Below are 21708 nucleotides of genomic sequence, written 5' to 3'. Positions count from 1 at the left end.
ATTAGTAAAGGCTATAATGCAGTTCATTAGCAACTAAAGTTATTCACAAAATTTGTGTTTCTTCCTCGGTAAAGATAGGAGGCCACAATTCAGTAATAGGCAATTCCCAACCGGGAAAAAGTTCTGGTATCGTTAGAATATCGCCATTTTCTAAAACTGTCGGTTCGCCTGTAGAGCGATAAATTGTAACTGTCTCTTCATCAGGATCAATCAAAATCCCGATGATCGCTCCTAGTTCTATAAATTTCAGAATTTTAGCTGCTATAAGTTTAATTTTATCACTCTGAGATTTAATTTCTACCACCAAGTCAGGGACAAGTTCTCCAAAGTAACGAGGACTTTGCAGAAGTCGGGAAGCGCGAACAAAGGAAACATCAGGTGCTTTGAGGTTTGTATCTGGCATAATAAAACCGCCAGCAGAATCAAATACTCTTCCCCAGCGACGAGGATTTATCCAAGCAAACAGAAAAGCAATGAGACGACTACTGATTTCGCTGGATACAATATCTGACGGGCCCATTATTGAAATTTTCCCATTTTCGAGTTCCAACTGGTAATCTAAACCTGCTTCGGTAAAAGCTGTTTGGACTTGTTCTAAATCTCTGACTGTCATCATTGACATAAAAAGCTTTTTCCACTAAAATATTCAAGCCTATTTTAACACGAGTCAAATTTCCCAAGATTTGACACCGTGTGCTTCTGCGGGTGTACCGTCAGCTAAATTCTGTCCTTCGGCAAGTACCCAAACGCGATCGCACAAGAATATAATCACATCGATAATATCGAAATATCATCCTTTTTTGTCACTTTCAGGTGAAAATTAAGCTACTTTTAAGGGCTTATCAAATGTTGGTGGATCTGGTAAAGGCTGACCATCTTCTAAGTAAGATTCGATTAACATTTCTAAAACTTCCTGAGCATTTTTCAAAGCCTCCTCATAAGTGTCTCCATGAGTACAAGGCTGCATAACATCTGGGAAATCAGGTAATGAAACGACATAACATCTATCTTCATTTGACCATTGAATTAATATGGTATATTTGATGTTTCTAGTTCCTCATTGTCATCTGCTTCTATCTTATTTAATTCTTCTAGTGCTTCATTAACCTGCTTTTCTATAGTTTAGCGTCACTACCATCTTGACCAGCAATGATAATAGCTTTAGATAATTTTGGATGTATCCATTTGCTATGACTTCCCTTTGCCTGTTTATAGGTAAACCCCGATCGCAGTAATAAACTTTTCAGTTCTCTAATTTTCTTGGGCATATACTAATTTGCCTTTTACCCAAATTATTTACCCAAATAAGCTTCTAAAACTTTGTGATTGGTTTGAATTTCTGCGGGTGTACCGTCGGCTAAATTCTGTCCTTCGGCAAGTACCCAAACGCGATCGCACAAGGACATAATCACATCCATATTGTGTTCGATAATCAAGAAGGTCATGCCATCTTGACGATTCCAAGTGAGAATGCGATCGCAAATATCATCAATCAACCTCGGATTCACACCAGCAGCAGGCTCATCCAACAAAATTAACTTGGGATTAGTCATCAACGCCCGTCCCATTTCTAGCAGCTTGCGTTGTCCACCAGACAAGCCACCAGCATAATCGTGTGCTTTTTTTGCCAAACCCACTGATTCTAATAGAAACATTGCTCGTTCTTCGAGTTGCTTTTCTTCCTTAGCTACGATGTGCGGCTGCAATTGCACTTGCCAAAAATTTTCACCCGTTTGTTTTTGCGCCGCCAGCAGCATATTTTCTAACACCGACAACCGCGAGAGAGTCCGCGCAACCTGAAAAGTGCGGATTACTCCCTGTTGGGCAATTTGATATGGTTGCAAGTTGTGAATCGGTTCGCCGTCAAAAATCACTCTTCCCTTATCTGGGCGAATGAAGTTTGAGAGTAAGTTAAATAAAGTCGTTTTACCAGCACCATTGGGGCCAATCAAGCCCGTAATGCTACCTTTAGCAACTTCGATTTTCGCCTCATTAACTGCTTTGACACCACCAAAGCTTTTAGAAAGTCCAGTGGCTACCAAAAGGGGAAGTGGCGATGACTGATTATTTACCAAGAGTAAGTTCCTCCTTTTTCCCTAGAATACCTTGAGGTCGCCAAATCATCAGTATCATCAAAATTAGTCCGATTACCATGATCCGAAATGCACCTAAACGGGCTTCATCAAGGGGGACTATTCTGGGTAAAACTTCTCGCGTCAGCGCATCGTAAGCAAAGAAAATTACCGCACCTAAGATTGTGCCAACATTATTACCAGAACCGCCTAAAATCACCATAATCCAAGTGTCAAAGGTGATTTGCGGTTGAAAGTTATCAGGGTAAATAGCGCCCAGTTGCCAAGCGAAGAAAGCACCGGCGATACCTGCGATCGCACCCCCTAACATGAGAGATTGTAATTTATACCAAAAGACATTTTTTCCTAGCGCCTTGGGAATTTCTTCATCTTCACGGATGGCTTTGAGAATTCTACCCCAAGGCGATCGCACCAAAATTTCTAAGCGCCAGTATACAAATGCTAAAACCAACAGCAACACCAACATTAAACCTGCTTTTGGGTTGTAATTATACAGTGCAATTACGCCAGAAATATAAATCGCTGCTGCCAAAACGGCTAAGACAATTGCCACACCCAAACGTGAGGCAAATTCTTGTTTGCTAGTTGTCCTTTTACCTAAATCAGTAGTCCGAGATATTTGGGTGGTGCTAATCCATCGCCATAAGGTAAAGAAAGTTACAGCAGCTAGCAGTGTTAAAAGTCCAATCATTACTAATTTGACAAACAAATTTGGCTCTGTGGAAAAGGGTATGGAATAACTTTGCACACCAAACGCCCCAGAAACCCAGGTGTCACCCACAGGTAATTCCTGGTTATTCACCACCAAACGAATTAATTCCCCTGTACCGATAGTGACAATTGACAGATAATCTTCCCGCAAGCGTAGAGTTGCAAAACCAATTACCAAACCTAACAAGGCGGCGACAATTGCCCCAGCTACTGCCGATATCAGTAAGGGTACGCCCTTTAAACTTAACAATACGGTTGTATATGCTCCAAGGGTCATGAAAGCAATATGACCAAAGTTAATTAGCCCTGTAAAGCCCCACTGTAAATTGAGTCCTAGTGCGAATAGAGCAAAAAGTGCTGTAGAAATTGCTAAGAAAATGAGATAGTCAACCATGTTAAATAATTCGTAATTCGTAATTCGTAATTCGTCAATTTTGTTTTGTGACAGGGACTTAAACCCCCAAAGTTCGTTAAATAGTTATTTGGGAATTGGGAACTTGTACTGAGCGAACGCGAACAGCGTCTCTAAGAGTTGCCGAAGTATCGGGCATTGGGCATTGGTTGTTAATTCTTCCCCCCTGCCTCCCCTGCCTTTCTTGGCTCACTCACTGGGCGAATAAATTTTAGCGTAGCTTGAGCGGAGGTAATTTTATGGGAATACTATTTATTGTTGGTGTTTGCTGGTAGGGAATAGTTGACGTATGAATTTGCTGCGACTGAGAATGCATCACTTAATCGAGCAGTTAGCCGATGAGGATTTGCAAAGCATTTGGGACCTTCTCGAAGCTTTACATTGTGACTTTTATATGCTTAAGGCGATACAAGAAGTCAAGCGATCGCAGCAACCGTGGGATATCTTAACCCATGAAGAAGCGGTAAGACTGTTGATGTTTTTCTGATTTAGCAGCGCTTTTAGTAGTGCTGAATGCTGAGTGCCAAGTAGTAGCCCATAGTTAAAACTAAGGGATTAGTTAGGAAAAAATTTATTTATTATTTAGAACTAAAGTCAGAGGATTTAGATCCATATACTGAATTGTAAGTCTTAGTACTGGTTCTTGACTCAGCACTCATCACTTTCAACTCAGCACTCTTTTGGTGGCCCCTCAAGTTTTGGTTAAGGTAACGCCTAGTGAGTCTGGAAATGCGCTATGCAAGGTCTTTTTTACTAGACCTGAAGAATTTAGAACCTGCCGCCTACGAGCGGGTGCATGATTTTGTGTTTATTGAGTTAGCCCAAAAGTGGCAGTTAAGCGATTTAAAAGAGCTACGACAGCTTGATAGTGAAGGCATTTTTCACCGCTTTACCCTCGATAATTACTTGATTGGTATAGAAATTAGGGGTGAAATTGTGAAATTTCTACGTGTCGTCCCTATGCCAGATGTTTAAAGTGAAGAGTCAAAGGAACACTTAAAACTGTAAACTGTATAAGGCTAGGCAGGGATCGCTATAACCTTACATTAAACTGGTTTTTGAAAAACACTTTATTTGAGATTTCCCTATGGATGCTAGGGCCCTTTGGCAACGATACCAAAACTGGTTATATTTCCACGAGGGATTGGGACTGTACTTAGACATAAGTCGAATCCGGTTCGATGATGCCTTTGTGGATTCATTGCGGCCGAAGTTTGACAAGGCGTTTGCGGATATGGCTCAACTGGAGAAGGGTGCGATCGCAAATCCTGACGAGAATCGCATGGTTGGACACTACTGGCTGCGAAATCCTGATTTAGCGCCAACTCCAGAACTTACACAAGAAGTTGTCCAAACCCTAGAACAAATCGAAGCCTTTGCGGAAAAAGTCCAAACAGGTGCTATTCATCCTCCCAGAGCAAGCCGCTTCACGGATATTATATCCATTGGCATTGGTGGTTCCGCCCTCGGTCCCCAATTCGTCGCAGAAGCCCTTGCTCCTGATTTCCCGCCCCTGAAAATTCACTTTATCGACAACAACGATCCAGCAGGTATCGATCGCGTTCTCAATCATCTACGAAATAGCCTCGCCAGCACTTTAGTTTTGGTGATCTCCAAATCTGGAGGAACACCCGAACCTCGTAACGGCATGATTGAAGTTAAAAAAGCCTACGCCGGACACAATTTGGAGTTTGCTCAATATGCGGTAGCAATTACCAGCGTTGATAGCAACCTCGATAAACTAGCCAAAGACGAAGGTTGGCTAGCCAGATTTCCCATGTATGACTGGGTAGGAGGACGCACCTCAGAAATGTCTGCTGTGGGGCTAGTACCAGCCGCATTACAGGGCATTGATGTTCGTGCCATGCTAGATGGCGCAAAAGAGATGGATGACGCTACCCGCGTCCCAGATGTGAAAAATAACCCAGCAGCCTTACTTGCTTTGTCTTGGTACTTTGCAGGTAATGGAAAGGGCGAAAAAGATATGGTTGTCCTACCTTACAAGGACAGCTTATTTTTATTCAGTCGCTACTTGCAACAGCTGGTGATGGAATCCTTGGGCAAGGAAAAAGACTTAGACGGTAAAGTTGTCCATCAAGGCATCGCCGTTTATGGCAACAAAGGCTCAACAGATCAACACGCTTACGTCCAGCAGTTGCGTGAGGGTGTAGCGAATTTCTTTGCTACCTTCATCGAAGTATTGGAAGATCGTCATGGTCCATCCACTGAAATAGATCCGGGAGTTACATCAGGCGATTATCTTTCCGGTTTTCTCCAAGGAACCCGACAAGCGCTTTATGAAAATCACCGCGATTCGATTACAGTCACGATTCCCCAAGTTAACACCCGAATTGTAGGGGCGTTAATTGCTTTGTATGAACGTGCTGTTGGTTTATACGCTAGCTTAGTCAACGTCAACGCCTACCATCAACCAGGGGTAGAAGCTGGCAAAAAAGCTGCCGCCTCCATTCTCGATTTGCAAACACGAGTGGTAGCAGTGCTACAAAAAGAAAAAACTCCCATTTCTCTTGAGGAACTTGCCGAAAAAGCAGGTGCATCAGAGCAAGTAGAAGCAATTTACAAGATTTTGCGTCATATCCATGCCAATCAGCGAGGTGTGGTTTTGCAAGGTGATCTTCAGAAACCCGGCAGTTTAACCGTTTCTGCTAGCTGATAGCTCTAGTCTAAATATCACATTTTGTCTTTAATTGTTGTATCAGCAACAATTTTTTATTGTGAAGCATCCTAGATAGAAGTTTTATCTTCCGTCTAGGATGCTTCACTTTATAATTCGTAATACCTCGGCGAAAGTAAATGCGATCGCCTTTATCTTTCTGTAAAATAAAGTTAAGGCAGTATTAAGAAATAGGGCTAATTACTATGACTGAATCAACTGCAAAACAACCTGCACGTCGAGGTAGAATCTTTTTAGAACAGATAAAGTTAAAGCTGTCAATGATGAAGATATAGAAATAGCTAGCCATAAGGCACGCATTAAGCACCCAAATGCTATACATTGTATGTTTTGTTTGAATGAGACTGGAGCCACTGGCACAATATGATACAGGGGTCTTTTGGCAGCAATGGGCAGCTATTTTTTGAAATCGATTTGATTACATCTGATGGATTAAAGTTGCCTGTGGATACTATGTTAGATACTGGCTTTTCAGGCTTTTTAGCTATTAATAAACAAGATTTAGATGGTTTTGACTGGCAATTTATTCGTGGTCAAGAATTACGAACGGCACAGGGTGAACAAATTTTTGATTTGTATTTAGGTAAGGTGCAGTTGAATACACAGGAGTATGAGATTCCAGTTTTTGCAGGTGACGAAATTATAGAAGTTTTGTTAGCTTCCGAGTGGCTAAAAATTCTGCCGTTGGTAGTGAATTATCAGGCTGGTATATTAACTTTGGGATAATTGCGATGCCTACGGCTGACTACGCACTTAAGCTATTTTTAAACGAACCGCAGAGGCGCAGAGAACGCAGAGGTAAGAAAAGAGATATATTGTATTATTTTTAGTTAGTAGGTAAATCGCGCAGAAAGTAAAAGCGATCGCTATTCCAATCATTGCCTTTTATTCGTCCTAAATAGCCTGTTAAGGGTGAAGAAAGTTCTATCAGTAAATCGTGAACAGCTTCATCAATGAGCTTAGGTTTATGAGTAACATTATAATGAACACGAATTTCTGTAACTGTGAAACTATAATGTGTAGCTTTTAAAGTTTCGTTATCTTGTTCAGAGAGTTCTTTGACTGCTGTAATAATCTGCGATCGCAATTTAATCTGTCTCTCAGCTTTATCAATATATTCATCAATTTTATAGTCAATTTGCCCAAATTCTAGATATTGCTTTAATTCGACTAAATTAATAGCACCTGGATATTTTGCTTTAAATTCAACTAGTTTTTGTAGAGTCATTACATTTATAATACTAATTTTAGATATCTGAGCAGATTCTTTCAGATTTTTAGTTGGTTGACCTGGGCCAATAATCAATCGCGTAGCTTGAAGATAATTTTCTTTAAGATGCCTTTTACCAATCCTATCTAATTCTTCTACTGCACGATCAGGAATGCTTTTACCTGCTTTACATTCGCAAACAAGAGGATAAGGTTGTGAGCAAAATAAGTCTAAGCCACCTGCACCACCTTTGTAGTTTTCTTCAACTTTGAATCCTAAAAAATCAAGGCTACGGCGTGCGATATTTTCAAAGTCTGTACCAGCTTGGTAGTTGCTTTTACCCTCATCTTGCTCTATGCTGCGATCGCCTAATTTTGCGATATCATTTATCCAAGCTAAATTTGCATCGGGTTGCTTAATTAGCTTCTCACTACTCCAACCCAAAAATACTTTGATATCGTCGTCTAATTGTTTAGCTGCTGGTTGGCTAATGGTTAAGGATGCGATCGCACTCTGCAATTCTTCTAATTCAGGATGCAGTGAGGGTTCTAGTTTTTCTAGCTGGTGTTTGCGTTGGGCGAAGGTGCGATCGTTTAATACTGGATTAGCTTCAGAAACGATCAGCGAAGAGTTTAAAGGCCGAAACTGAGGATTTTGGGATTGCAAAAGAATCTCAAGCGATTGAGGTAGGAGATAAACACGTAGGTAAGCCAGAACAAGATGAGGTCGTTGCCCAAGAGTTTGCTGTAATGCTTCTTTTGTCCAGACTGTTAATAGTGACAAACTATCCAAGGATTCAGGAGGATGCAAAATGCACCCTTCACACCTAGCCCAAGCTTTAACCACAACCTTTTCACAAGCTTGCTGGGCTAAAACTGTTTGAGCAATGGACAAAAAACTTGGGCGATAGTACTCCTCATAGGATTGTAAGTTAATTGATATATCGATTGGATAAAGGGCAAATTGCCGCCCCGAATTAATGAATGTTCGAGGCATTATTGCAATCATTCGCCCTTGTATTAACGCTTCAATCTCAGAAGCTGGTAAACATAAGGCTGTGTCAAGGACAACTGATTCACTCATGTTTAATTTAACAACTCACTCAGATCCTCTAAGTCGTCTGTATTTTCCATAATAGATGGGTTAAGGAAGTCGTTTAATAATTCTTCTCCCTCAATAGTATCGTCATCGATATGACCAGAAGGATCACTTAAAATTTCTAGAAGTAGAGAATTTTGACGAGTAAACATCCGGGAAAATTCTATAACTTGTTCTTCGGTTAGCTCATAAATTTCACGTTTCTGATAAACAGCATCAAAGTAAATTAACGGTCCGATTTCCTCAGTTTTTAGATCCACATGTTCTCCACCAAGTTCTTCTACAAGTTTTTTGAGATGACTATAAGAATCCCAATTTTTTGGAATTTTATTTGCTTTAGAACGAACTAAACAACCTCGCGTTAGATCGAATGTTTCATATTCAATTAAACGCCACATTCCTGCTCCTACTGCTCTCCCATGTAAGAATTGCAGAACAGAAACACCAATTTTGAAACCTTTGTTTTTTTCTTTGCCAATTACTTTAAAGTTTATCCAACCCTGATTTTTTGACCTTGGCTCAACATCAATAATATCTTCGATTGTTAATTCCTCTAGCTTTTCACCTGTGGAAGTTTCACATTCTAATGTCTGACCTTTCAAACTCTGAAAGCCAAAACGTAAAGCATTGATGATTAAAGAATTATTTTTCTCATCTAGATAATCTCCATTATCTACCTTACTTTCTCTTTCTAAAGCCAAGTAAAATCTTTGCAATGGGTCTGGTGGTAATATTTCTTCCTCAACCTTAAAATTTTCAGCACACCATTTCAAAGCTTCCCTTACGGTTAGTCCGTTCTTCCCATATTTTCTTAGTTCACTTTCTTCAAATGGATAAAGTGGATGATGAGGTTTTAAGTGTTTTCCTTCATAAAAGTCTTTTAACCAAAGTGTGACTAAATCAACCATAGAATCGCTACCAAGAGTTTTTAAATCTATTGGTTTTCTTTGCGTATATTTTGAAACTCGATCAGGTGTACCACCAGGCATCAAATCCACCTTATTTGTCCACGTATCAGGCAACATAACTGTCAGAATAACAAGACCTCGACCAAGTGCAGATGGTTCGAGAGTATCATGTAGACGCTTCACTAAATCAGCAATTACCTGTGGAGTTGTTAAGCCATCATCACTGCAATTGTTTTCTACATCTATTTCATCAAAACAGATGACAACTGGGTTATAGTAATTCACCAAATTCAGGATTTGCTGAATATTTTTGAGTGCTTCAGATTCCTTATTCTGACTAGCTTTGCTGGGATTGGGTAATCCTAATTCCTGAGCATTAAAGGTTGCTAATTCATCACCAGATAACCATTTAATTGCAAAAGATGCTTGAGTTTCTGAAAGCGTCCACAAAATAGCCCTGACAATATAGGGATCTGCATTTGGTTTTGTTTTGAGAACTTCTTTGGTCAGCCTATCCATCAAATTTTTGTTTTTAGCTGACCAGCTTGAACATACTTTATCAAATCTTTCAACTAGTACCTGGGAAAAAAGACTTGGAAAATTAGAATCGATAGCTTTAAATCCTTCATTTGCCATCGCCGCCGCCACTTCTTGCCACTGCATCACGCCTTGACTACCAGTGTTACTGAGACTATCTGCCAAAGTTTGCTGGAACTGGTATTTAACTAGGTTTAAATCTGTATAGTTGTTAACACCTGCATAAATGAACAGAGCAGTTCCATCGGTTTTCAATCGATGGCGAATGCGACTAAGGATGTGAGTTTTACCCACACCCTGTTGAGCTGTTATAGCAATTGATGTCACTTTCTCTTGAGTAGATTGGCTAGTACGCACCAGATCAATTGCCTGAAAAACTGCATTAGAAGCGTGAGCATTTAAAGTTGGTACATCGGGGAATCCCTTCCCCCATACATCTTGTTCTTTGACTATGCCAGCGTTGATAAATGGATTATGACTTCTGATCGCGGCGTTAAGGGCTTCTGTTGGAGAGACGGGTGAACTGTCCATAGTAATTTTGTTTGAGTAAAAAGCTATACAATGATTCAGAGAAATTTAGGTATTTAAAAGCTTGGTGTAGTAACGCAATCCACCACCAGGAATTGTTATTGAATCATCACGCTTGTCTGGGGTGATATCTCGCATTTCTCCTGCCATCAGCTGCAAAACATCTTTTTCTTGCATTTCCAGCAACCACTCACTGAACTCTGTACGACTCACGCGATCGCCAATTCCTCTTCTAATGCGGTAAATTGGTACCAGATTATTAAAGTTGTACTCATAGTTCAGCTTGTCGTAGACTTCCAAAGCCACCGACTTAAACTCGTCGTAAGATGCGATCGCCCCACCCTTAACCCCATTAACTGGTACATCTGCACCAGTTACCGCAACATCAATCTGACTAATCCACTTCACCAGCGCATTCGCCGCCCAAGTACCGACAATCGTCCCTTCAAACTTAAAATCAGAACTTCTCAAACCCTCACCCAACACCTCTAAACCCTTGGTAGATATCAGAGAGTATCCTTTTTTGGAGATTGCGATCGCACCCTGATTCTGTAATTCTTCAAGTGAACCCTGATAATCTGCTACCTTCTGGCTTTTGGATACAATTCGCTTAGTGAGTTGACCCTTCTTAACTTCCAGCTGCGTTCCTCCCAAATCCCACAAAGCCAAAAGGAGACGAGTTCTAGTTTGGGCTGTATTTTGTGATGTCATATTGAGTGTACTTTTTGACAAATATCATCATAGTAACTGTATATTTTTAATTTATTTACCCCGAAAACATAACCGAGAAATTGCTGAATATTTTGGCGTTTGAGCTAAATTGATTAATCAAAAAATCAACAATATATTTCCTTAGGATGAATGCAGTTTCTCTCGAAGGCAGGATGTAATACTTGATAAAATGGATGATCATTACAGTGAAACGCTGTAGCTGTGCAGTTGTAAATTGAGTTGTAGATGTTTTTTCAATTCCACGCGAAATAACAGGAATTTCAACTTTGTTTTTGCAACAGCAAGGCTTTTAGCAAATACAGGTGATGATGAAATCCGATGAACACAATATATAAAGAACGTAAAATAGTTTCGCGTCTATTTGCAGTGCTGCTTTCGGCATTGCTAACCGTACCCTTGCTGAGTAGCTGCGGAGGTGGTTCCAAAAGCGCTAATGTGCCACCACCTGTTGATGATACCGTTGGTAGAACAGTGAGCGATCGCAAGGCTACAAGCCAAACCGAAGCTAAGAAAGGATTGGGTACGGGGCAAAAAGTGGCGCTTTTGGCGGGAGCTGCGGCACTTTACTACATGTACAACCAACATAAGAATGCTGCAAAAGAAGGAGCGCAAGGTAAGTACTATCTTTCCAAGAACGGGCGTGTATACTACCGCGATGCTGAAAATCGCGCTCACTGGGTAACTCCACCATCAGAAGGAATTCGAGTCCCAGAATCTGAAGCACAACAATATCGGCAATTCCAAGGCTATAACGGGAATACTTCAGGTCGCGATCTAACTGGCATAACTTCATCCGCAGCTCCAGCACTTTAGATAGCAAAGCGTGTGTAAATAAGAAAGCGGGTTTCCCGGAGGATAACGCCTTTCGCGCACGTCGGAAACACGAACTTAAATCAGGAGACAGATTATGGTAAATGAATTTTTCCGAAAAGCGAAGGATTTGCTCTTAGGGTCGAACGGCGATCAAGCTGAAGATGCCGAATTCCGCGATGGGCTACGCCCCGCCGTAGGCGATCGCAATGTCCGCCCAGCCAGCGAAGACCCCTACGGCGACCCCGCAGACGTGGCATCTTACGGCAACGTGATTCCAGCCAGTCAAGACCCCTACGGCGACCCCGCAGATATATCTTCTTACGGTAATGTACGTCCAGCCAGTGAAGACCCCTACGGCGACCCCGCAGATCAAGGGGAATTTGGTAACGTCCGTCCAGCCAGCGAAGATCCCTACGGCGACCCCGCAGATGAGGATTACCGCCGTTAACGCCAAACTTGTGGTCTGTCCTATTAGTTAGGGGTGAACAAGTTCGTACTCAGGACTTTAGCCCTGGATTTTTAAGCACTCTTTGTGCTTACTAATTTAATGAGACAGACTACTAGTGTTGTAATATTGCTTTTTAAAGGGTGATAAATTTTGGAGTAACTAACAAATAAGGCAGAAGGATTTGAACTTACTGCCTTTTGTTTTTGCAGTTATTTCAAGATTGTGAAAAAGTCAAACAATCTGACAATTAAAATATGAGAACCTCTCCCTGCCTTGAACTAAAGTTCAAGTCTTTCCCTCTCCGACTCGGAGAGGGACGGTTTTACGTAGTAAAACCTCTTAGAGGTTTCTTTATTAAGCATTACGAATTATTTGCTCACTTGTTGTTATCCAAAATTTGCTGCGATCGCTCAATACTTTTACGCACAGATTGAGCCGTAAGTATGCAAACCCTCTCTTTGGCGATCGGTGAGATTTAATTCCAAAACACTTTAATGCTGACTTTTAAATTAGACCTGTTGCACAAGTCCTTAACCCTCTTTTGTCACTTTGGGAGAATCCAATCGCTCAAACGGTTACAGGGCTTTAATTTCTACCTTTTGTCTATAAATTTTAGTTTCTGTTAGAAAATAAAGCCTCAAACCTGGATTAAATCAAAGTCTCAGAATTTGGCTGAGATTATTGTTTTCCGAGAGTGACAAAAGAGGGTTAAGGAACAAGAATTAAATAACATACAATTTATATCCCTAAATTACCTCACCCTCAATCCCTCTCCGATATATTGGAGAGGGAAGCTAGATAATTGATGAAGTTTTGTATTTTATTTAATCCACGTTCCTAACACTCCACCCCCAACCCCTCTGGAAGATCGGGGAGGGGAGACAAAGCATAGCTTTGGCGGGGTGGGGTTGTTATCTTTTATTATTTAAACTCTTCAAGCTGATCCACACGTAACCAAACATTTGGCGTTGGCACTTTCCCGAACTTAATTAGGGCGTAATCACCTTTGATATCTACAATTTCGCCCTTGCTGTCAAACAAATAAGAAGGAAAGCGAGTATCACTGGCTTTTGCTTCCAGACTGTTTTCCAGTTTTTCGCGGATAGCGCGAACCATATCTCCCTTTTTGACTGCCATGAATTCCCCTCTCAAATTTATAGATTAGACTTATCCGCATTTTAAAAGACTTCCGAGATAAAAAATCCTGTAAGGGACTTCCGACAAATAAATGGGAGCAATGCGATTTTGTGAGATGTCGCCATTGGTGTCAACCTTTTGATGAAATCTTCTGAGTGTATGAGTTTTGCCCTCACCCCCAGCCCCTCTCCCAAAAATGGGAGAGGGGAGCAAATTCCAAACTCCAAACTCCTAACTCCAAACTCCAAACTCCTAACTCCTAACTCCAAACTCCTAACTCCTAACTCCTAACTCCAAACTCCAAACTCCAAACTCCAAACTCCAAACTCCAAACTCCAAACTCCTAACTCCTAACTCCTAACTCCAAACTCCAAACTCCAAACTCCTAACTCCTAACTCCCAACTCCCAACTCCTAACTCCTAACTCCTAACTCCTAACTCCTAACTCCCCGTACCGTTTGACACTGTGGGCAAAAGTGACTAGATCGCCCAGCTAACCTAATTCGCATAATTGGAGTGTCACAAACTCGACAGGGTTCTCCAGCGCGGTTATAAACCCAGGCAACACCACCATAATTGCCATTGACACCCTTAACACTTAAGAAATTACTAAAAGTAGTACCGCCAGCCTCAATGCTGGTTTCTAAAACTTGAATTATGGCTGTTCGCAAACGTTCAATTTGCTTTAGCTGCAAATCTATACACAAGGTTTCAGGTAAAATTCCACTCTTAAACAGGGCTTCATCGGCATAAATATTACCTAATCCCGCCACTACCGATTGATCGAGTAGTGCAGTCTTAATCGGACGGCGGCGGTTTTGGAGTTTGAGAGCTAGATATTCAACAGTGAATTCGGGTGAAAATGGATCTGCTGCCAGTGTTGCCAAACCAGTCATAATACTTTCTACAGCAACACCAGGCGGAACCCACCAAATTTTACCGAAGGTACGCTGATCGACAAACCGTAATTCCTGGTGTTCCCCAAAGAATAATCTAACCCGCGTGTGCTTATGTAATGGTTCATCTCGATGCAGCCATAGTAGTTGACCGGTCATTCGCAAATGAACCCCTAGCCAGCCTATTGAGGATGAGGGGGATGAGGGGGAAGGGGGGGAGAGTGTGGCTAGGAGATATTTACCGCGACGATGCCAAGTAGCGATCGCATTCTTTTCAATTCCATCAACAAACTCACCAACAGAAAACGGGTAGGCGATGCTGCGATCGAGCAACACATCTCCACCCGTAATTTCTTGGTTAAGGGTCAATTGATTTAGGCCCCTTCGGACTGTTTCAACTTCAGGCAGTTCAGGCATTCAAACTGATTAAGCAAGCAATTTTTATGTACTTGGGCGTTGAATAAAGAAGAGATGGAGTAGTAACTTACCCATCCGTAGATGGCTCGTATTACTAACCAAGAGAAACCGTAAATACCCGCAGGGCAGCTTCTCATAGATTAGGGTAGGCTTGGCTCAAAGATGAATGAACTGAAATTTTCAGACTTCATACTTCAGACTTAAGACTATCCTTCATCATCGCATCAAACAACCCCCTTGTAGCTTTGCTGCTATTTTTTCGGTGCTTTAGCCTTTGGTGCTTCAACCTCGACTAATTCATCCTGGGCAAAGTTGTTGGTATTGATACCAGAGTAATTTACCTTGTCAAAGCGGACAATTACTGGGTATTTGATACCGCTTTGGTCAATGGAAGCCACAGTTCCTAAATCCTGAAACCAGTAGGATTCAGGGCGGAGAATACGTACTTTAGAACCACGTTGAACCATGATTATTTTCCCTTTTAGTTATCAATCGCCAATCTAGAGGGCTAATTGATTTCACTCTACAACCTGAAGGTAGCAGCAAGAGTCTTTGTTAAGTTATTTGTCTGAATTGGGAGTGGGGAATGGGGAATTGGGAATTGGGAATTGGGAATTGGGAATTGGGAATTGAATATTAATTATTCTTTCTCCCTCACCTCGCTCACCTCCCTCATCTCCCTCACCTCGCCCACTCCCCACTCCCCACTCCCAAAAAACGGTATAATACCCTACTTGACAAGGCACACGTTATAGCGTACCTTCGTTCGCAAGCGTTTATTTTGTAGAAGCTTATGTTTTAGTTAAGACAAACACACTTCCCTCGTTACCTCTGCCAATCCGCAGGTCGTTATCTATATAGGTGATATCTAACCAGCCTTGCTGTTTATCACTCTTGATTACAAAATCAATTGCCGGAAATTTTCTACCTGCTTCAATTTGTTGGATAAAAGTTACCGGAGAATTGTATTCTATTAAACGTTGTAAGCCGATAATAGACCGCTCAAATTTTACTTGGACACGCCGATCTGAAACTGGCTCAAATTTAGCAGCAACGCTGACTAATCCTTCCAAATAAGGTAAGCCATAAATCTCAGCTATGTTGTAAACACTGGCAGTATCAACCCGGATACACTGATATATCTCACCCAGTTTGCACAAAGGTAGACCATCTAAGTTTAAAAGAGCCTTGCTATTGGTGTATAGTAATCGCCAATTGCCATCAAGCAAATTACTAGCTTCTACTGGACGGGGTGTAGGATTAAAATCTTCTAAATTGGCGATCGCTGCTAAGATAACCTGCTTCTGTGCTTGGGTCGCCAGTAGACCGCGATTAGTAAGTGCGATCGCATCTATTAGAGCCACTTTTTGGATCATCGCCTGTTACCTCAAAAATCAGTCCTTTCCATCAGCATAAACAAGATATTCATCACATATATGTAGAGCTATAAAAATTACTAAATAAACGCTTTGCGTAAGCTATACGCCTATCAAATAAAAAATTTCTATCGGAATGCGGATTTATCAACTAAAGCGTTGAAAAGATAACTAAATTAATCCGTGCCAAGTGATAGACTCTAAATGTCAACTTACGTAAACCTTTTCTTGTCCTTTTCGATATGTTGAACTCTCCATTGCGTGAAGTACCTCGTAATCAGCGAGCCGATGTCATCCCCTTAAAGCTAGAGTCCTCTGTGTTGGACTGGTTGCAAACCAACGGTCGGATCATCGCGCGTGACATTCACAAACCGGATTTTCAAGATGACGAAGTAGAAATAGACTCCCTAATGGGTGTAGAAGATGGGATTGGCTACGACCTTGATGATGATGACGATGATATAGGAATCGCCGAGGATTAGCCTTTTCAGGCTAGGGACTTGGTTGTATCCCTAGTTGCTGATATTGAATTTTATAAGTGTGGAGTGAAGGGAAACTTCTGTGGACGCTAAATTATCTCCTGAGCAAGGTTTAAATATTTCTGGAATCGCTCTAGCCTCTTTATTAAGCGTAGGGCTAGCTACAACAGCATTTTTATTGGATTCGATGGCCAATAGGCTACCGTGGCAAAGTATGTCCTTAACCCTGCCACTAGTGTTGTGTGCGTTGGGTTCGGGTGCTGTGGGTTATTGGGTAATACCCCTACTTCAAGCGCTCAAAACTGGACAAATAATTCGTGAAGATGGCCCCCAAGCCCATCTAAAAAAGGCAGGCACGCCAACAATGGGAGGTATATTTTTTATCCCTGTATCTGTGCTACTTGCTTGTATATTATCTAACTTTACTAAAGAGGTGCTTGCAGTTTCGGCATTGACACTCAGCTACGGATTGGTTGGCTGGCTCGACGATTGGGAAATTCTCCGCCGTAAATCAAATAAAGGTATATCTCCCGGAACGAAACTGGCTTTACAGGTGAGTTTTGCGGCAGTGTTTTGTCTATGGCTGGCGTTTAATCAACCTTCTAATATTACAAATATTGCTTTGCCTTGGGTGAGCTTTACAGTTCCTTTAGGATTCCTATTTTGGCCAATAGCCGGTTTTGTGCTAGTTGCAGAAAGTAATGCGACTAATTTAACAGATGGCATTGATGGATTAGCAGCAGGAACAGTAGCGATCGCACTTTTGGCATTAGGTGCTATAGTCGCACCTACAGCACCTGGGTTGATGGTTTTCTGTGCGGCTTTAAGTGGCGGCTGCTTAGGTTTCTTAGCCCATAACCGTAACCCAGCCCGCGTTTTCATGGGAGATACCGGTTCTTTAGCACTGGGAGGAGCTTTAGCGGCTGTAGCCCTATTGACAAACACCCTAGTAGCTCTGTTCATTCTCAGTGGTATCTTCTTCGTAGAAACCCTTTCGGTGATGGCACAGGTAAGTTATTACAAAGCCACCAAGGGACCCGATGGCAAAGGCAAGCGCCTCTTTAAAATGGCACCCTTACACCATCATTTAGAACTCACTGGCTGGTCAGAATTGCAAGTGGTTGGAGTATTTTATGTCATCGGTGTTATTTTGGCTGCCATCTGTTTGGCGTAGGCGAAGCCCGCCGCAGGCATCGCTCCATTCTGAATCTTTTGAAAAGCTGCTCGAATCCATAATGACAACTTCCGCTTTTTCAGGGAGTTGTTTTTTTATTTATGAATTATAGCAGTCACCAAAGCCGTTAGGGAATTCAAAACGCCTATGCAGACGGTTATGCCTATGTTGGGGAAACTCAGTCTAGGTCAAATCGTATTGAATTACGAATTACGAATTACGAATTATATGTATTTACATACTCTATAACCCGATTCTTCCCTGTTCGCTTTGCTTCCAGCATCGCTTGATTTGCCCGATTCAGAAAATCTTTAACTGTAATCCCTGGTTCTGATACAGCTATTCCAAAAGAAGCGGTAATGCCTTGGAGAATGCGATCGCCGTCCTTCAATTGCATTTGTTCAACATCTATCCTGAGTTGTTCTACTCGCTTCCTAAGGTTTTCCAGTGTCATATTAGGCATGACAATCACAAATTCTTCACCACCCCATCTGCAAGCAATATCAAAGGAGCGAATAGATTTTAACAGCAGTTTTGCTAATCCCTGGAGAACAATGTTGGCAGTCAAATGCCCATAGCGCGAGTTGTAAGATTTGAAGTTATCGATATCAAGGAAAATAACACTAAGAGGTTCTCCCGATCGTTCAGCCTCTGCTAGTCTCTGTTCCGTTATAGTTTGCATATAGTTATGATTGAATAGTTGGGTCATCCCATCCCGCAAGTTATCATAGGTTAGACGTTTTTTTATCGAGAGATTGTTTAGTGCAATGGCTAAGGTTCTAGCAATGATCTCAGTAATTTGTTGATCTTCTGGACTAATTTCTTCAAGCGTATAGATGTGTAAAATCCCAATTACTTCGCCTTGTCCAAACAATGGAACACATAAATGTGTGCCGCTAATAGGCTCTATTAAGTGATTGCATATTAGTCCAGAATTATGAGGCGATAAAAGGTTTAATTTTCCTCTCCGCAATGCCCAACAATCAGATTGGGAAAATATTTCTTTACTGTTTTTTTTATCTCCCCAAAAACTATTCATCTGAACATAACTTTTGGAATTAGCAATTATATAGATACAACCACTCATATTAGGAAACAGCTTTGAACAGGTTAAAGCGACTACTTGATACACCTCATCTTCAGATTCGCAGCAATAAAGCATATCCGCCATATCTGAGAGATATATCAGTTCCTGTTTTTTTGCCTCTAATTTCAGTGTTTTTTCTTCTAGCTGCCGATTTAGATCGGTGAGCGATCGCTGTGCTTCTATAGATTCTGTAATATCAAAACTAATCCCACCGATGCGGCGATCGCCTGTTGCGTAATCGCTAAACGGAAACTTAAAGGATAGCCAGTAGCACGCCTGATCATCAGCAGATGTCTTTACCTGTTCAATCAGCTTCAAGGGGCGTACAGTCTTCAAAACCATTTGATCGTTTTCAATTACCCGCCGCGCCTCTTCTGGATCTGTCAAGAATTGACTATCCGTTTTCCCCAACCATTCTTGTGCAGTTACTGAAAATCTAGACTGTAACTCCTGGTTATAGTAGAGCATTCTAGATTGCTCATCTTTGATATAGGCTAGAAACGGGCCTTGATCTAAAAATAGCCGTTGCATCTGCTGGCTGCGTTGAAGTTCGCGGGTATCTTCTTGAGATTTGGCGATCGCTTCTATAATTTGATAAGTGGTTGGCATCAGGTAGAGTAAGGCACACAACGAAATAAACGCCATTATATCAAGTACACCTAAGTGCAGCAGCGACACTGCCATCTGTGACTCAAACATCGCCAGAAAGTGGTCAAATCCGCAAAATAGTACGAATGCACCTGATAAGAAAAAGGCTAGCCAAAACTTAGAAGAGATGGTTACTTTAGTTTTGGCAAAGAAAACCCCTATTACTATAGGGATGCCAAAGGATGAAAATGCAGTGATGCCGTGAGCAATTATGCAATTCCAGTAAATAGGCTCCATTACTGACCTGATATTAACATTTCATTCGTTTAACTATAATTTTGGGTAGGCTCCAAATGTAACTAGAGAAAGGATGATTTCAGTTCTTCATGACTTAGTTTTACAAAACTTTTTATAGGGGAGCATTCCAATGAGTGCTTAAATCTTTTCCCTCACCCCCAACCCCTCTCCCAACAATGGGAGAGGGGAGACATAATTCTAGTTCCCCGAATCCCATCTGATGGGATTCGGGGTTAGAAGATGAGGGCAAACACAAAGTTTTTGCACCTGACGGGATGCTGCCTTTTATAGTAACTTTCTCAAAGGCTGCTCATTTTACCAAAGTCCTTGTGCCGTGGAAAGCCAATGGCTTTAGACATGGGGTAAATTGAAGTTATTAGTTATTAGTTATTAGTAATTTTTCACAATTTTTCGTGATTTTTCACACTAATGACTATTGACAAATGACAAATGACTAATTAGAAACCTGGCTTACCAAGTGAGTCAGTTCGGGTAAAATCAATTTTTCCATCGCCAGTCGCACAGCATTACTCGAACCAGGAAGCGAGAATATTAATTTATTTTGATAAACACCAGCAACAGCGCGAGAAGCGATCGCCCGCGAACCAATTTCTTGATAACTTAAAAAACGGAATAACTCACCAAATCCCGGTAAGGTTTTCTCCAGTAACTTTTCAATGGCATCATAAGTAGTATCTCTTGGTGCAATACCTGTACCACCACTGAAAATTACAGCATTCAAATTTGAGCTTTTACCTAGATTTTCTATCTGCTCTTGAATTTGTGTTGGTTCATCTTTGATAATTGTGTAGGCTTTTACAGCATGGTTAGCAGCAAGGAGTAACTGCTGAATTAGCTGGCCACTTTTATCTGTTTCAAAAGTGCGTGTATCGCTGACAGTAACCACAGCACAAGTTACCGTAATTCTAGGCAAGTCTGGGTGGGGTTGTAGCATTATAGGTCAGTCATGAACTTTTGATCGTGGATAATTGGGCATGGTAAATGGCGAACTCATTGAACATGACAATTCCCCATGCCCCATGCCCTATGACGCCAGTTGCTTCTCCCAAGGGGAGACGCTACGCTGCGCGAACAACGGAGGGAACCTCCGCAACGCACCAGCTCCCCTATGCCTGATTTTTGCTCAGTCCCAGATCGTTTTCTTCAGCATAGCGTTCCATAAAGCGCATAAAGCGATCCCATTCTTGGGGAGATTTCATCACGTAAAGTGCTTCTAATGCTTCCGGTTTCCCGTTGATAAATTTAGCTTTAACTTCACGGGTAATTATCTCTCCTTCTTGGTCAATCAGGTACATCCCGGTAATATCTTCGGTGCTACCTTGATCTAAAATCTTTGGATTGGTAAAAATAAACGTCGCTGTGCCACTGTCACCAGTGCGCGATCGCGTTAAGCGCACCTCTGGAGTTACTTCTTCGTCAAGACCTCTAGAAAACTGGATTTTCGCCATGATGACTGAATTTAAACTTTTGTGATGGTTAATTTAATATTCTCTCATCAATTAGAACACCACGGTCTAGAGGCTACCGTTATTCATCTTTATAGGGTATATACTTAAATTGCTTCTTTTTCAAGTAACAAAGTTACTGGGCCATCGTTTTCTATTGTAACTTGCATCATTGCACCAAATTGCCCTGTTTCCACCTGCAAACCGCTAGCTTTTAGCTTGCTAACAAAACGATTATACAAATCTGCTGCTGATTGGGGAGCGGCTGAACGGTCAAAAGAAGGACGGCGACCTTTACGACAGTCACCGTAAAGGGTAAACTGACTGACTACTAACAAATCGCCGCCAATTTCTTGTACAGATTTTTGCCAGCGATCGTCTCCTTCCTCGTCAGGAAACAGCCGTAATTCCAATTGGAAGTCCCTTATCTGATTATCTCATTTTCATTGCTCAAAATCGATGGCAGAGCCATTAAAAATTCATTCCCAGGTAGAACCTGGGAACGACTAGTAAACTCCTAACTCCTAACTCCTAACTCCTAACTCCTAACTCCTAACTCCTAACTCCTAACTCCTAACTCCTAACTCCTAACTCCTAACTCCTAAC

22 protein-coding genes and 2 pseudogenes are annotated in these 21708 nt (G+C 41.5%); 8 read left to right on the top strand and 16 right to left on the bottom strand.

Going from position 1 to position 21708, the window contains the following annotated elements:
• Positions 1 to 43 precede the first annotated feature (43 nt).
• The 5 genes and pseudogenes from V7K73_RS27595 to V7K73_RS27575 all read right to left on the bottom strand — a co-directional run bounded on the left by V7K73_RS27595 (position 44) and on the right by V7K73_RS27575 (position 3198).
• A complete protein-coding gene (locus V7K73_RS27595) occupies positions 44 to 622 on the bottom strand; it encodes a Uma2 family endonuclease (RefSeq protein ID WP_334884928.1) in 579 nt (192 codons plus the stop codon).
• 198 nt (positions 623 to 820) lie between these two features.
• Complete coding sequence (locus V7K73_RS27590; RefSeq protein ID WP_334884961.1) at positions 821 to 1045, bottom strand: type II toxin-antitoxin system HicB family antitoxin; 225 nt, start codon at positions 1043 to 1045, stop codon at positions 821 to 823.
• A pseudogene (locus V7K73_RS27585) lies at positions 1027 to 1268 on the bottom strand (type II toxin-antitoxin system HicA family toxin). Before V7K73_RS27585 ends, V7K73_RS27590 begins: the two are co-directional and overlap by 19 nt.
• Positions 1269 to 1292: 24 nt before the next feature.
• Positions 1293 to 2075, bottom strand: a complete 783-nt coding sequence (locus tag V7K73_RS27580) for an ABC transporter ATP-binding protein (protein ID WP_334884926.1) — start codon at positions 2073 to 2075, stop codon at positions 1293 to 1295.
• Positions 2065 to 3198 (bottom strand): branched-chain amino acid ABC transporter permease, encoded by a 1134-nt coding sequence (locus V7K73_RS27575; RefSeq protein ID WP_334884924.1) that lies wholly within the window; start codon positions 3196 to 3198, stop codon positions 2065 to 2067. Before V7K73_RS27575 ends, V7K73_RS27580 begins: the two co-directional genes overlap by 11 nt.
• Before the next feature lie 307 nt (positions 3199 to 3505).
• Here V7K73_RS27575 and V7K73_RS27570 point away from each other — a divergent pair, with 307 nt between their 5' ends.
• The 4 genes from V7K73_RS27570 (at position 3506) to V7K73_RS27555 (ending at position 6637) form a co-directional block, all read left to right on the top strand.
• Positions 3506 to 3703, top strand: coding sequence for a hypothetical protein (locus V7K73_RS27570; protein ID WP_334884922.1), 198 nt, complete (start codon positions 3506 to 3508; stop codon positions 3701 to 3703).
• 230 nt (positions 3704 to 3933) lie between these two features.
• Positions 3934 to 4191, top strand: a complete 258-nt coding sequence (locus tag V7K73_RS27565; RefSeq protein ID WP_334884920.1) for a cytotoxic translational repressor of toxin-antitoxin stability system — start codon at positions 3934 to 3936, stop codon at positions 4189 to 4191.
• 112 nt (positions 4192 to 4303) lie between these two features.
• Positions 4304 to 5890 carry a glucose-6-phosphate isomerase gene (locus V7K73_RS27560; protein WP_334884918.1) on the top strand — a complete coding sequence of 529 codons (1587 nt, stop codon included), beginning with the start codon at positions 4304 to 4306 and terminating at the stop codon, positions 5888 to 5890.
• Positions 5891 to 6274: 384 nt separating this feature from the next.
• Positions 6275 to 6637, top strand: a complete 363-nt coding sequence (locus V7K73_RS27555; protein WP_334884916.1) for an aspartyl protease — start codon at positions 6275 to 6277, stop codon at positions 6635 to 6637.
• Positions 6638 to 6737: 100 nt separating this feature from the next.
• Here V7K73_RS27555 and V7K73_RS27550 read toward each other — a convergent pair whose 3' ends face one another.
• Genes V7K73_RS27550 through V7K73_RS27540 form a run of 3 tightly spaced genes read right to left on the bottom strand, consistent with a single transcriptional unit; the run spans position 6738 to position 10903 of the window.
• Entirely contained in the window at positions 6738 to 8204 is a 1467-nt protein-coding gene (locus V7K73_RS27550; RefSeq protein ID WP_334884914.1) for a DUF1802 family protein, read from the bottom strand.
• A 2-nt stretch (positions 8205 to 8206) separates the two neighbouring features.
• On the bottom strand, positions 8207 to 10195 hold the full coding sequence (locus V7K73_RS27545) for a P-loop NTPase fold protein (protein WP_334884912.1): 1989 nt from the start codon (positions 10193 to 10195) through the stop codon (positions 8207 to 8209).
• Positions 10196 to 10240: 45 nt separating this feature from the next.
• Positions 10241 to 10903, bottom strand: a complete 663-nt coding sequence (locus tag V7K73_RS27540; protein ID WP_334884910.1) for a hypothetical protein — start codon at positions 10901 to 10903, stop codon at positions 10241 to 10243.
• 339 nt (positions 10904 to 11242) lie between these two features.
• On the opposite strand from V7K73_RS27540, the gene V7K73_RS27535 reads away from it, so the two are divergent.
• Complete coding sequence (locus V7K73_RS27535; protein WP_334884908.1) at positions 11243 to 11737, top strand: hypothetical protein; 495 nt, start codon at positions 11243 to 11245, stop codon at positions 11735 to 11737.
• Positions 11738 to 11831: 94 nt separating this feature from the next.
• Positions 11832 to 12185, top strand: a complete 354-nt coding sequence (locus V7K73_RS27530; protein WP_334884906.1) for a translation initiation factor — start codon at positions 11832 to 11834, stop codon at positions 12183 to 12185.
• A gap of 921 nt (positions 12186 to 13106) precedes the next feature.
• On the opposite strand, the gene V7K73_RS27525 is transcribed toward V7K73_RS27530, so the two are convergent.
• From V7K73_RS27525 to V7K73_RS27510, 4 genes are all read right to left on the bottom strand, one after another.
• Complete coding sequence (locus V7K73_RS27525) at positions 13107 to 13322, bottom strand: NAD(P)H-quinone oxidoreductase subunit O (protein ID WP_118168882.1); 216 nt, start codon at positions 13320 to 13322, stop codon at positions 13107 to 13109.
• A 434-nt stretch (positions 13323 to 13756) separates the two neighbouring features.
• Positions 13757 to 14635, bottom strand: coding sequence for a DNA-formamidopyrimidine glycosylase (locus tag V7K73_RS27520; RefSeq protein ID WP_334884904.1), 879 nt, complete (start codon positions 14633 to 14635; stop codon positions 13757 to 13759).
• Positions 14636 to 14886: 251 nt separating this feature from the next.
• Positions 14887 to 15102, bottom strand: a complete 216-nt coding sequence (locus V7K73_RS27515; protein WP_229451189.1) for a photosystem I reaction center subunit IV — start codon at positions 15100 to 15102, stop codon at positions 14887 to 14889.
• Between the two features lie 324 nt (positions 15103 to 15426).
• Positions 15427 to 16011, bottom strand: a complete 585-nt coding sequence (locus V7K73_RS27510) for a PAP/fibrillin family protein (RefSeq protein ID WP_334884901.1) — start codon at positions 16009 to 16011, stop codon at positions 15427 to 15429.
• Positions 16012 to 16253: 242 nt separating this feature from the next.
• Here V7K73_RS27510 and V7K73_RS27505 point away from each other — a divergent pair, with 242 nt between their 5' ends.
• Both V7K73_RS27505 and mraY read left to right on the top strand, forming a co-directional pair.
• Positions 16254 to 16493 (top strand): DUF3134 domain-containing protein, encoded by a 240-nt coding sequence (locus V7K73_RS27505; protein WP_334884899.1) that lies wholly within the window; start codon positions 16254 to 16256, stop codon positions 16491 to 16493.
• 79 nt (positions 16494 to 16572) lie between these two features.
• Positions 16573 to 17664 carry a phospho-N-acetylmuramoyl-pentapeptide-transferase gene (mraY, locus tag V7K73_RS27500; protein ID WP_334884897.1) on the top strand — a complete coding sequence of 364 codons (1092 nt, stop codon included), beginning with the start codon at positions 16573 to 16575 and terminating at the stop codon, positions 17662 to 17664.
• 217 nt (positions 17665 to 17881) lie between these two features.
• Here the strand turns inward: mraY and V7K73_RS27495 are convergent, their stop codons facing one another.
• The 4 genes and pseudogenes from V7K73_RS27495 to dtd all read right to left on the bottom strand — a co-directional run.
• On the bottom strand, positions 17882 to 19636 hold the full coding sequence (locus V7K73_RS27495; RefSeq protein ID WP_334884895.1) for a diguanylate cyclase domain-containing protein: 1755 nt from the start codon (positions 19634 to 19636) through the stop codon (positions 17882 to 17884).
• 454 nt (positions 19637 to 20090) lie between these two features.
• Complete coding sequence (locus V7K73_RS27490) at positions 20091 to 20591, bottom strand: MogA/MoaB family molybdenum cofactor biosynthesis protein (protein ID WP_442936798.1); 501 nt, start codon at positions 20589 to 20591, stop codon at positions 20091 to 20093.
• Between the two features lie 172 nt (positions 20592 to 20763).
• A complete protein-coding gene (gene psb28, locus V7K73_RS27485) occupies positions 20764 to 21105 on the bottom strand; it encodes a photosystem II reaction center protein Psb28 (protein WP_334884893.1) in 342 nt (113 codons plus the stop codon).
• Positions 21106 to 21209: 104 nt separating this feature from the next.
• A pseudogene (gene dtd / locus V7K73_RS27480) lies at positions 21210 to 21515 on the bottom strand (D-aminoacyl-tRNA deacylase); the annotation flags it as partial.
• Between the last annotated feature and the right edge of the window lie 193 nt (positions 21516 to 21708).

It is taken from the genome of Nostoc sp., assembly GCF_036916975.1.
Lineage (GTDB): Bacteria > Cyanobacteriota > Cyanobacteriia > Cyanobacteriales > Nostocaceae > Nostoc.
Note: the sequence above shows the minus strand (reverse complement) of the source record. Positions and strands in the feature narration are given on the sequence as shown.

Bases quoted from the DNA above. Each gene is read 5' to 3' on its own strand.
- V7K73_RS27595 (WP_334884928.1), bottom strand. From the start codon at position 622: ATGTCAATGATGACAGTCAGAGATTTAGAACAAGTCCAAACAGCTTTT.
- V7K73_RS27535 (WP_334884908.1), top strand. From the start codon at position 11,243: ATGAACACAATATATAAAGAACGTAAAATAGTTTCGCGTCTATTTGCA.
- V7K73_RS27505 (WP_334884899.1), top strand. From the start codon at position 16,254: ATGTTGAACTCTCCATTGCGTGAAGTACCTCGTAATCAGCGAGCCGAT.
- V7K73_RS27520 (WP_334884904.1), bottom strand. From the start codon at position 14,635: ATGCCTGAACTGCCTGAAGTTGAAACAGTCCGAAGGGGCCTAAATCAA.
- V7K73_RS27540 (WP_334884910.1), bottom strand. From the start codon at position 10,903: ATGACATCACAAAATACAGCCCAAACTAGAACTCGTCTCCTTTTGGCT.
- V7K73_RS27530 (WP_334884906.1), top strand. From the start codon at position 11,832: ATGGTAAATGAATTTTTCCGAAAAGCGAAGGATTTGCTCTTAGGGTCG.
- V7K73_RS27545 (WP_334884912.1), bottom strand. From the start codon at position 10,195: ATGGACAGTTCACCCGTCTCTCCAACAGAAGCCCTTAACGCCGCGATC.
- V7K73_RS27510 (WP_334884901.1), bottom strand. From the start codon at position 16,011: ATGATCCAAAAAGTGGCTCTAATAGATGCGATCGCACTTACTAATCGC.
- V7K73_RS27525 (WP_118168882.1), bottom strand. From the start codon at position 13,322: ATGGCAGTCAAAAAGGGAGATATGGTTCGCGCTATCCGCGAAAAACTG.
- V7K73_RS27490 (WP_442936798.1), bottom strand. From the start codon at position 20,591: ATGCTACAACCCCACCCAGACTTGCCTAGAATTACGGTAACTTGTGCT.
- V7K73_RS27515 (WP_229451189.1), bottom strand. From the start codon at position 15,102: ATGGTTCAACGTGGTTCTAAAGTACGTATTCTCCGCCCTGAATCCTAC.
- V7K73_RS27550 (WP_334884914.1), bottom strand. From the start codon at position 8,204: ATGAGTGAATCAGTTGTCCTTGACACAGCCTTATGTTTACCAGCTTCT.
- V7K73_RS27495 (WP_334884895.1), bottom strand. From the start codon at position 19,636: ATGGAGCCTATTTACTGGAATTGCATAATTGCTCACGGCATCACTGCA.
- V7K73_RS27555 (WP_334884916.1), top strand. From the start codon at position 6,275: ATGATACAGGGGTCTTTTGGCAGCAATGGGCAGCTATTTTTTGAAATC.
- V7K73_RS27560 (WP_334884918.1), top strand. From the start codon at position 4,304: ATGGATGCTAGGGCCCTTTGGCAACGATACCAAAACTGGTTATATTTC.
- V7K73_RS27575 (WP_334884924.1), bottom strand. From the start codon at position 3,198: ATGGTTGACTATCTCATTTTCTTAGCAATTTCTACAGCACTTTTTGCT.
- V7K73_RS27570 (WP_334884922.1), top strand. From the start codon at position 3,506: ATGAATTTGCTGCGACTGAGAATGCATCACTTAATCGAGCAGTTAGCC.
- psb28 (WP_334884893.1), bottom strand. From the start codon at position 21,105: ATGGCGAAAATCCAGTTTTCTAGAGGTCTTGACGAAGAAGTAACTCCA.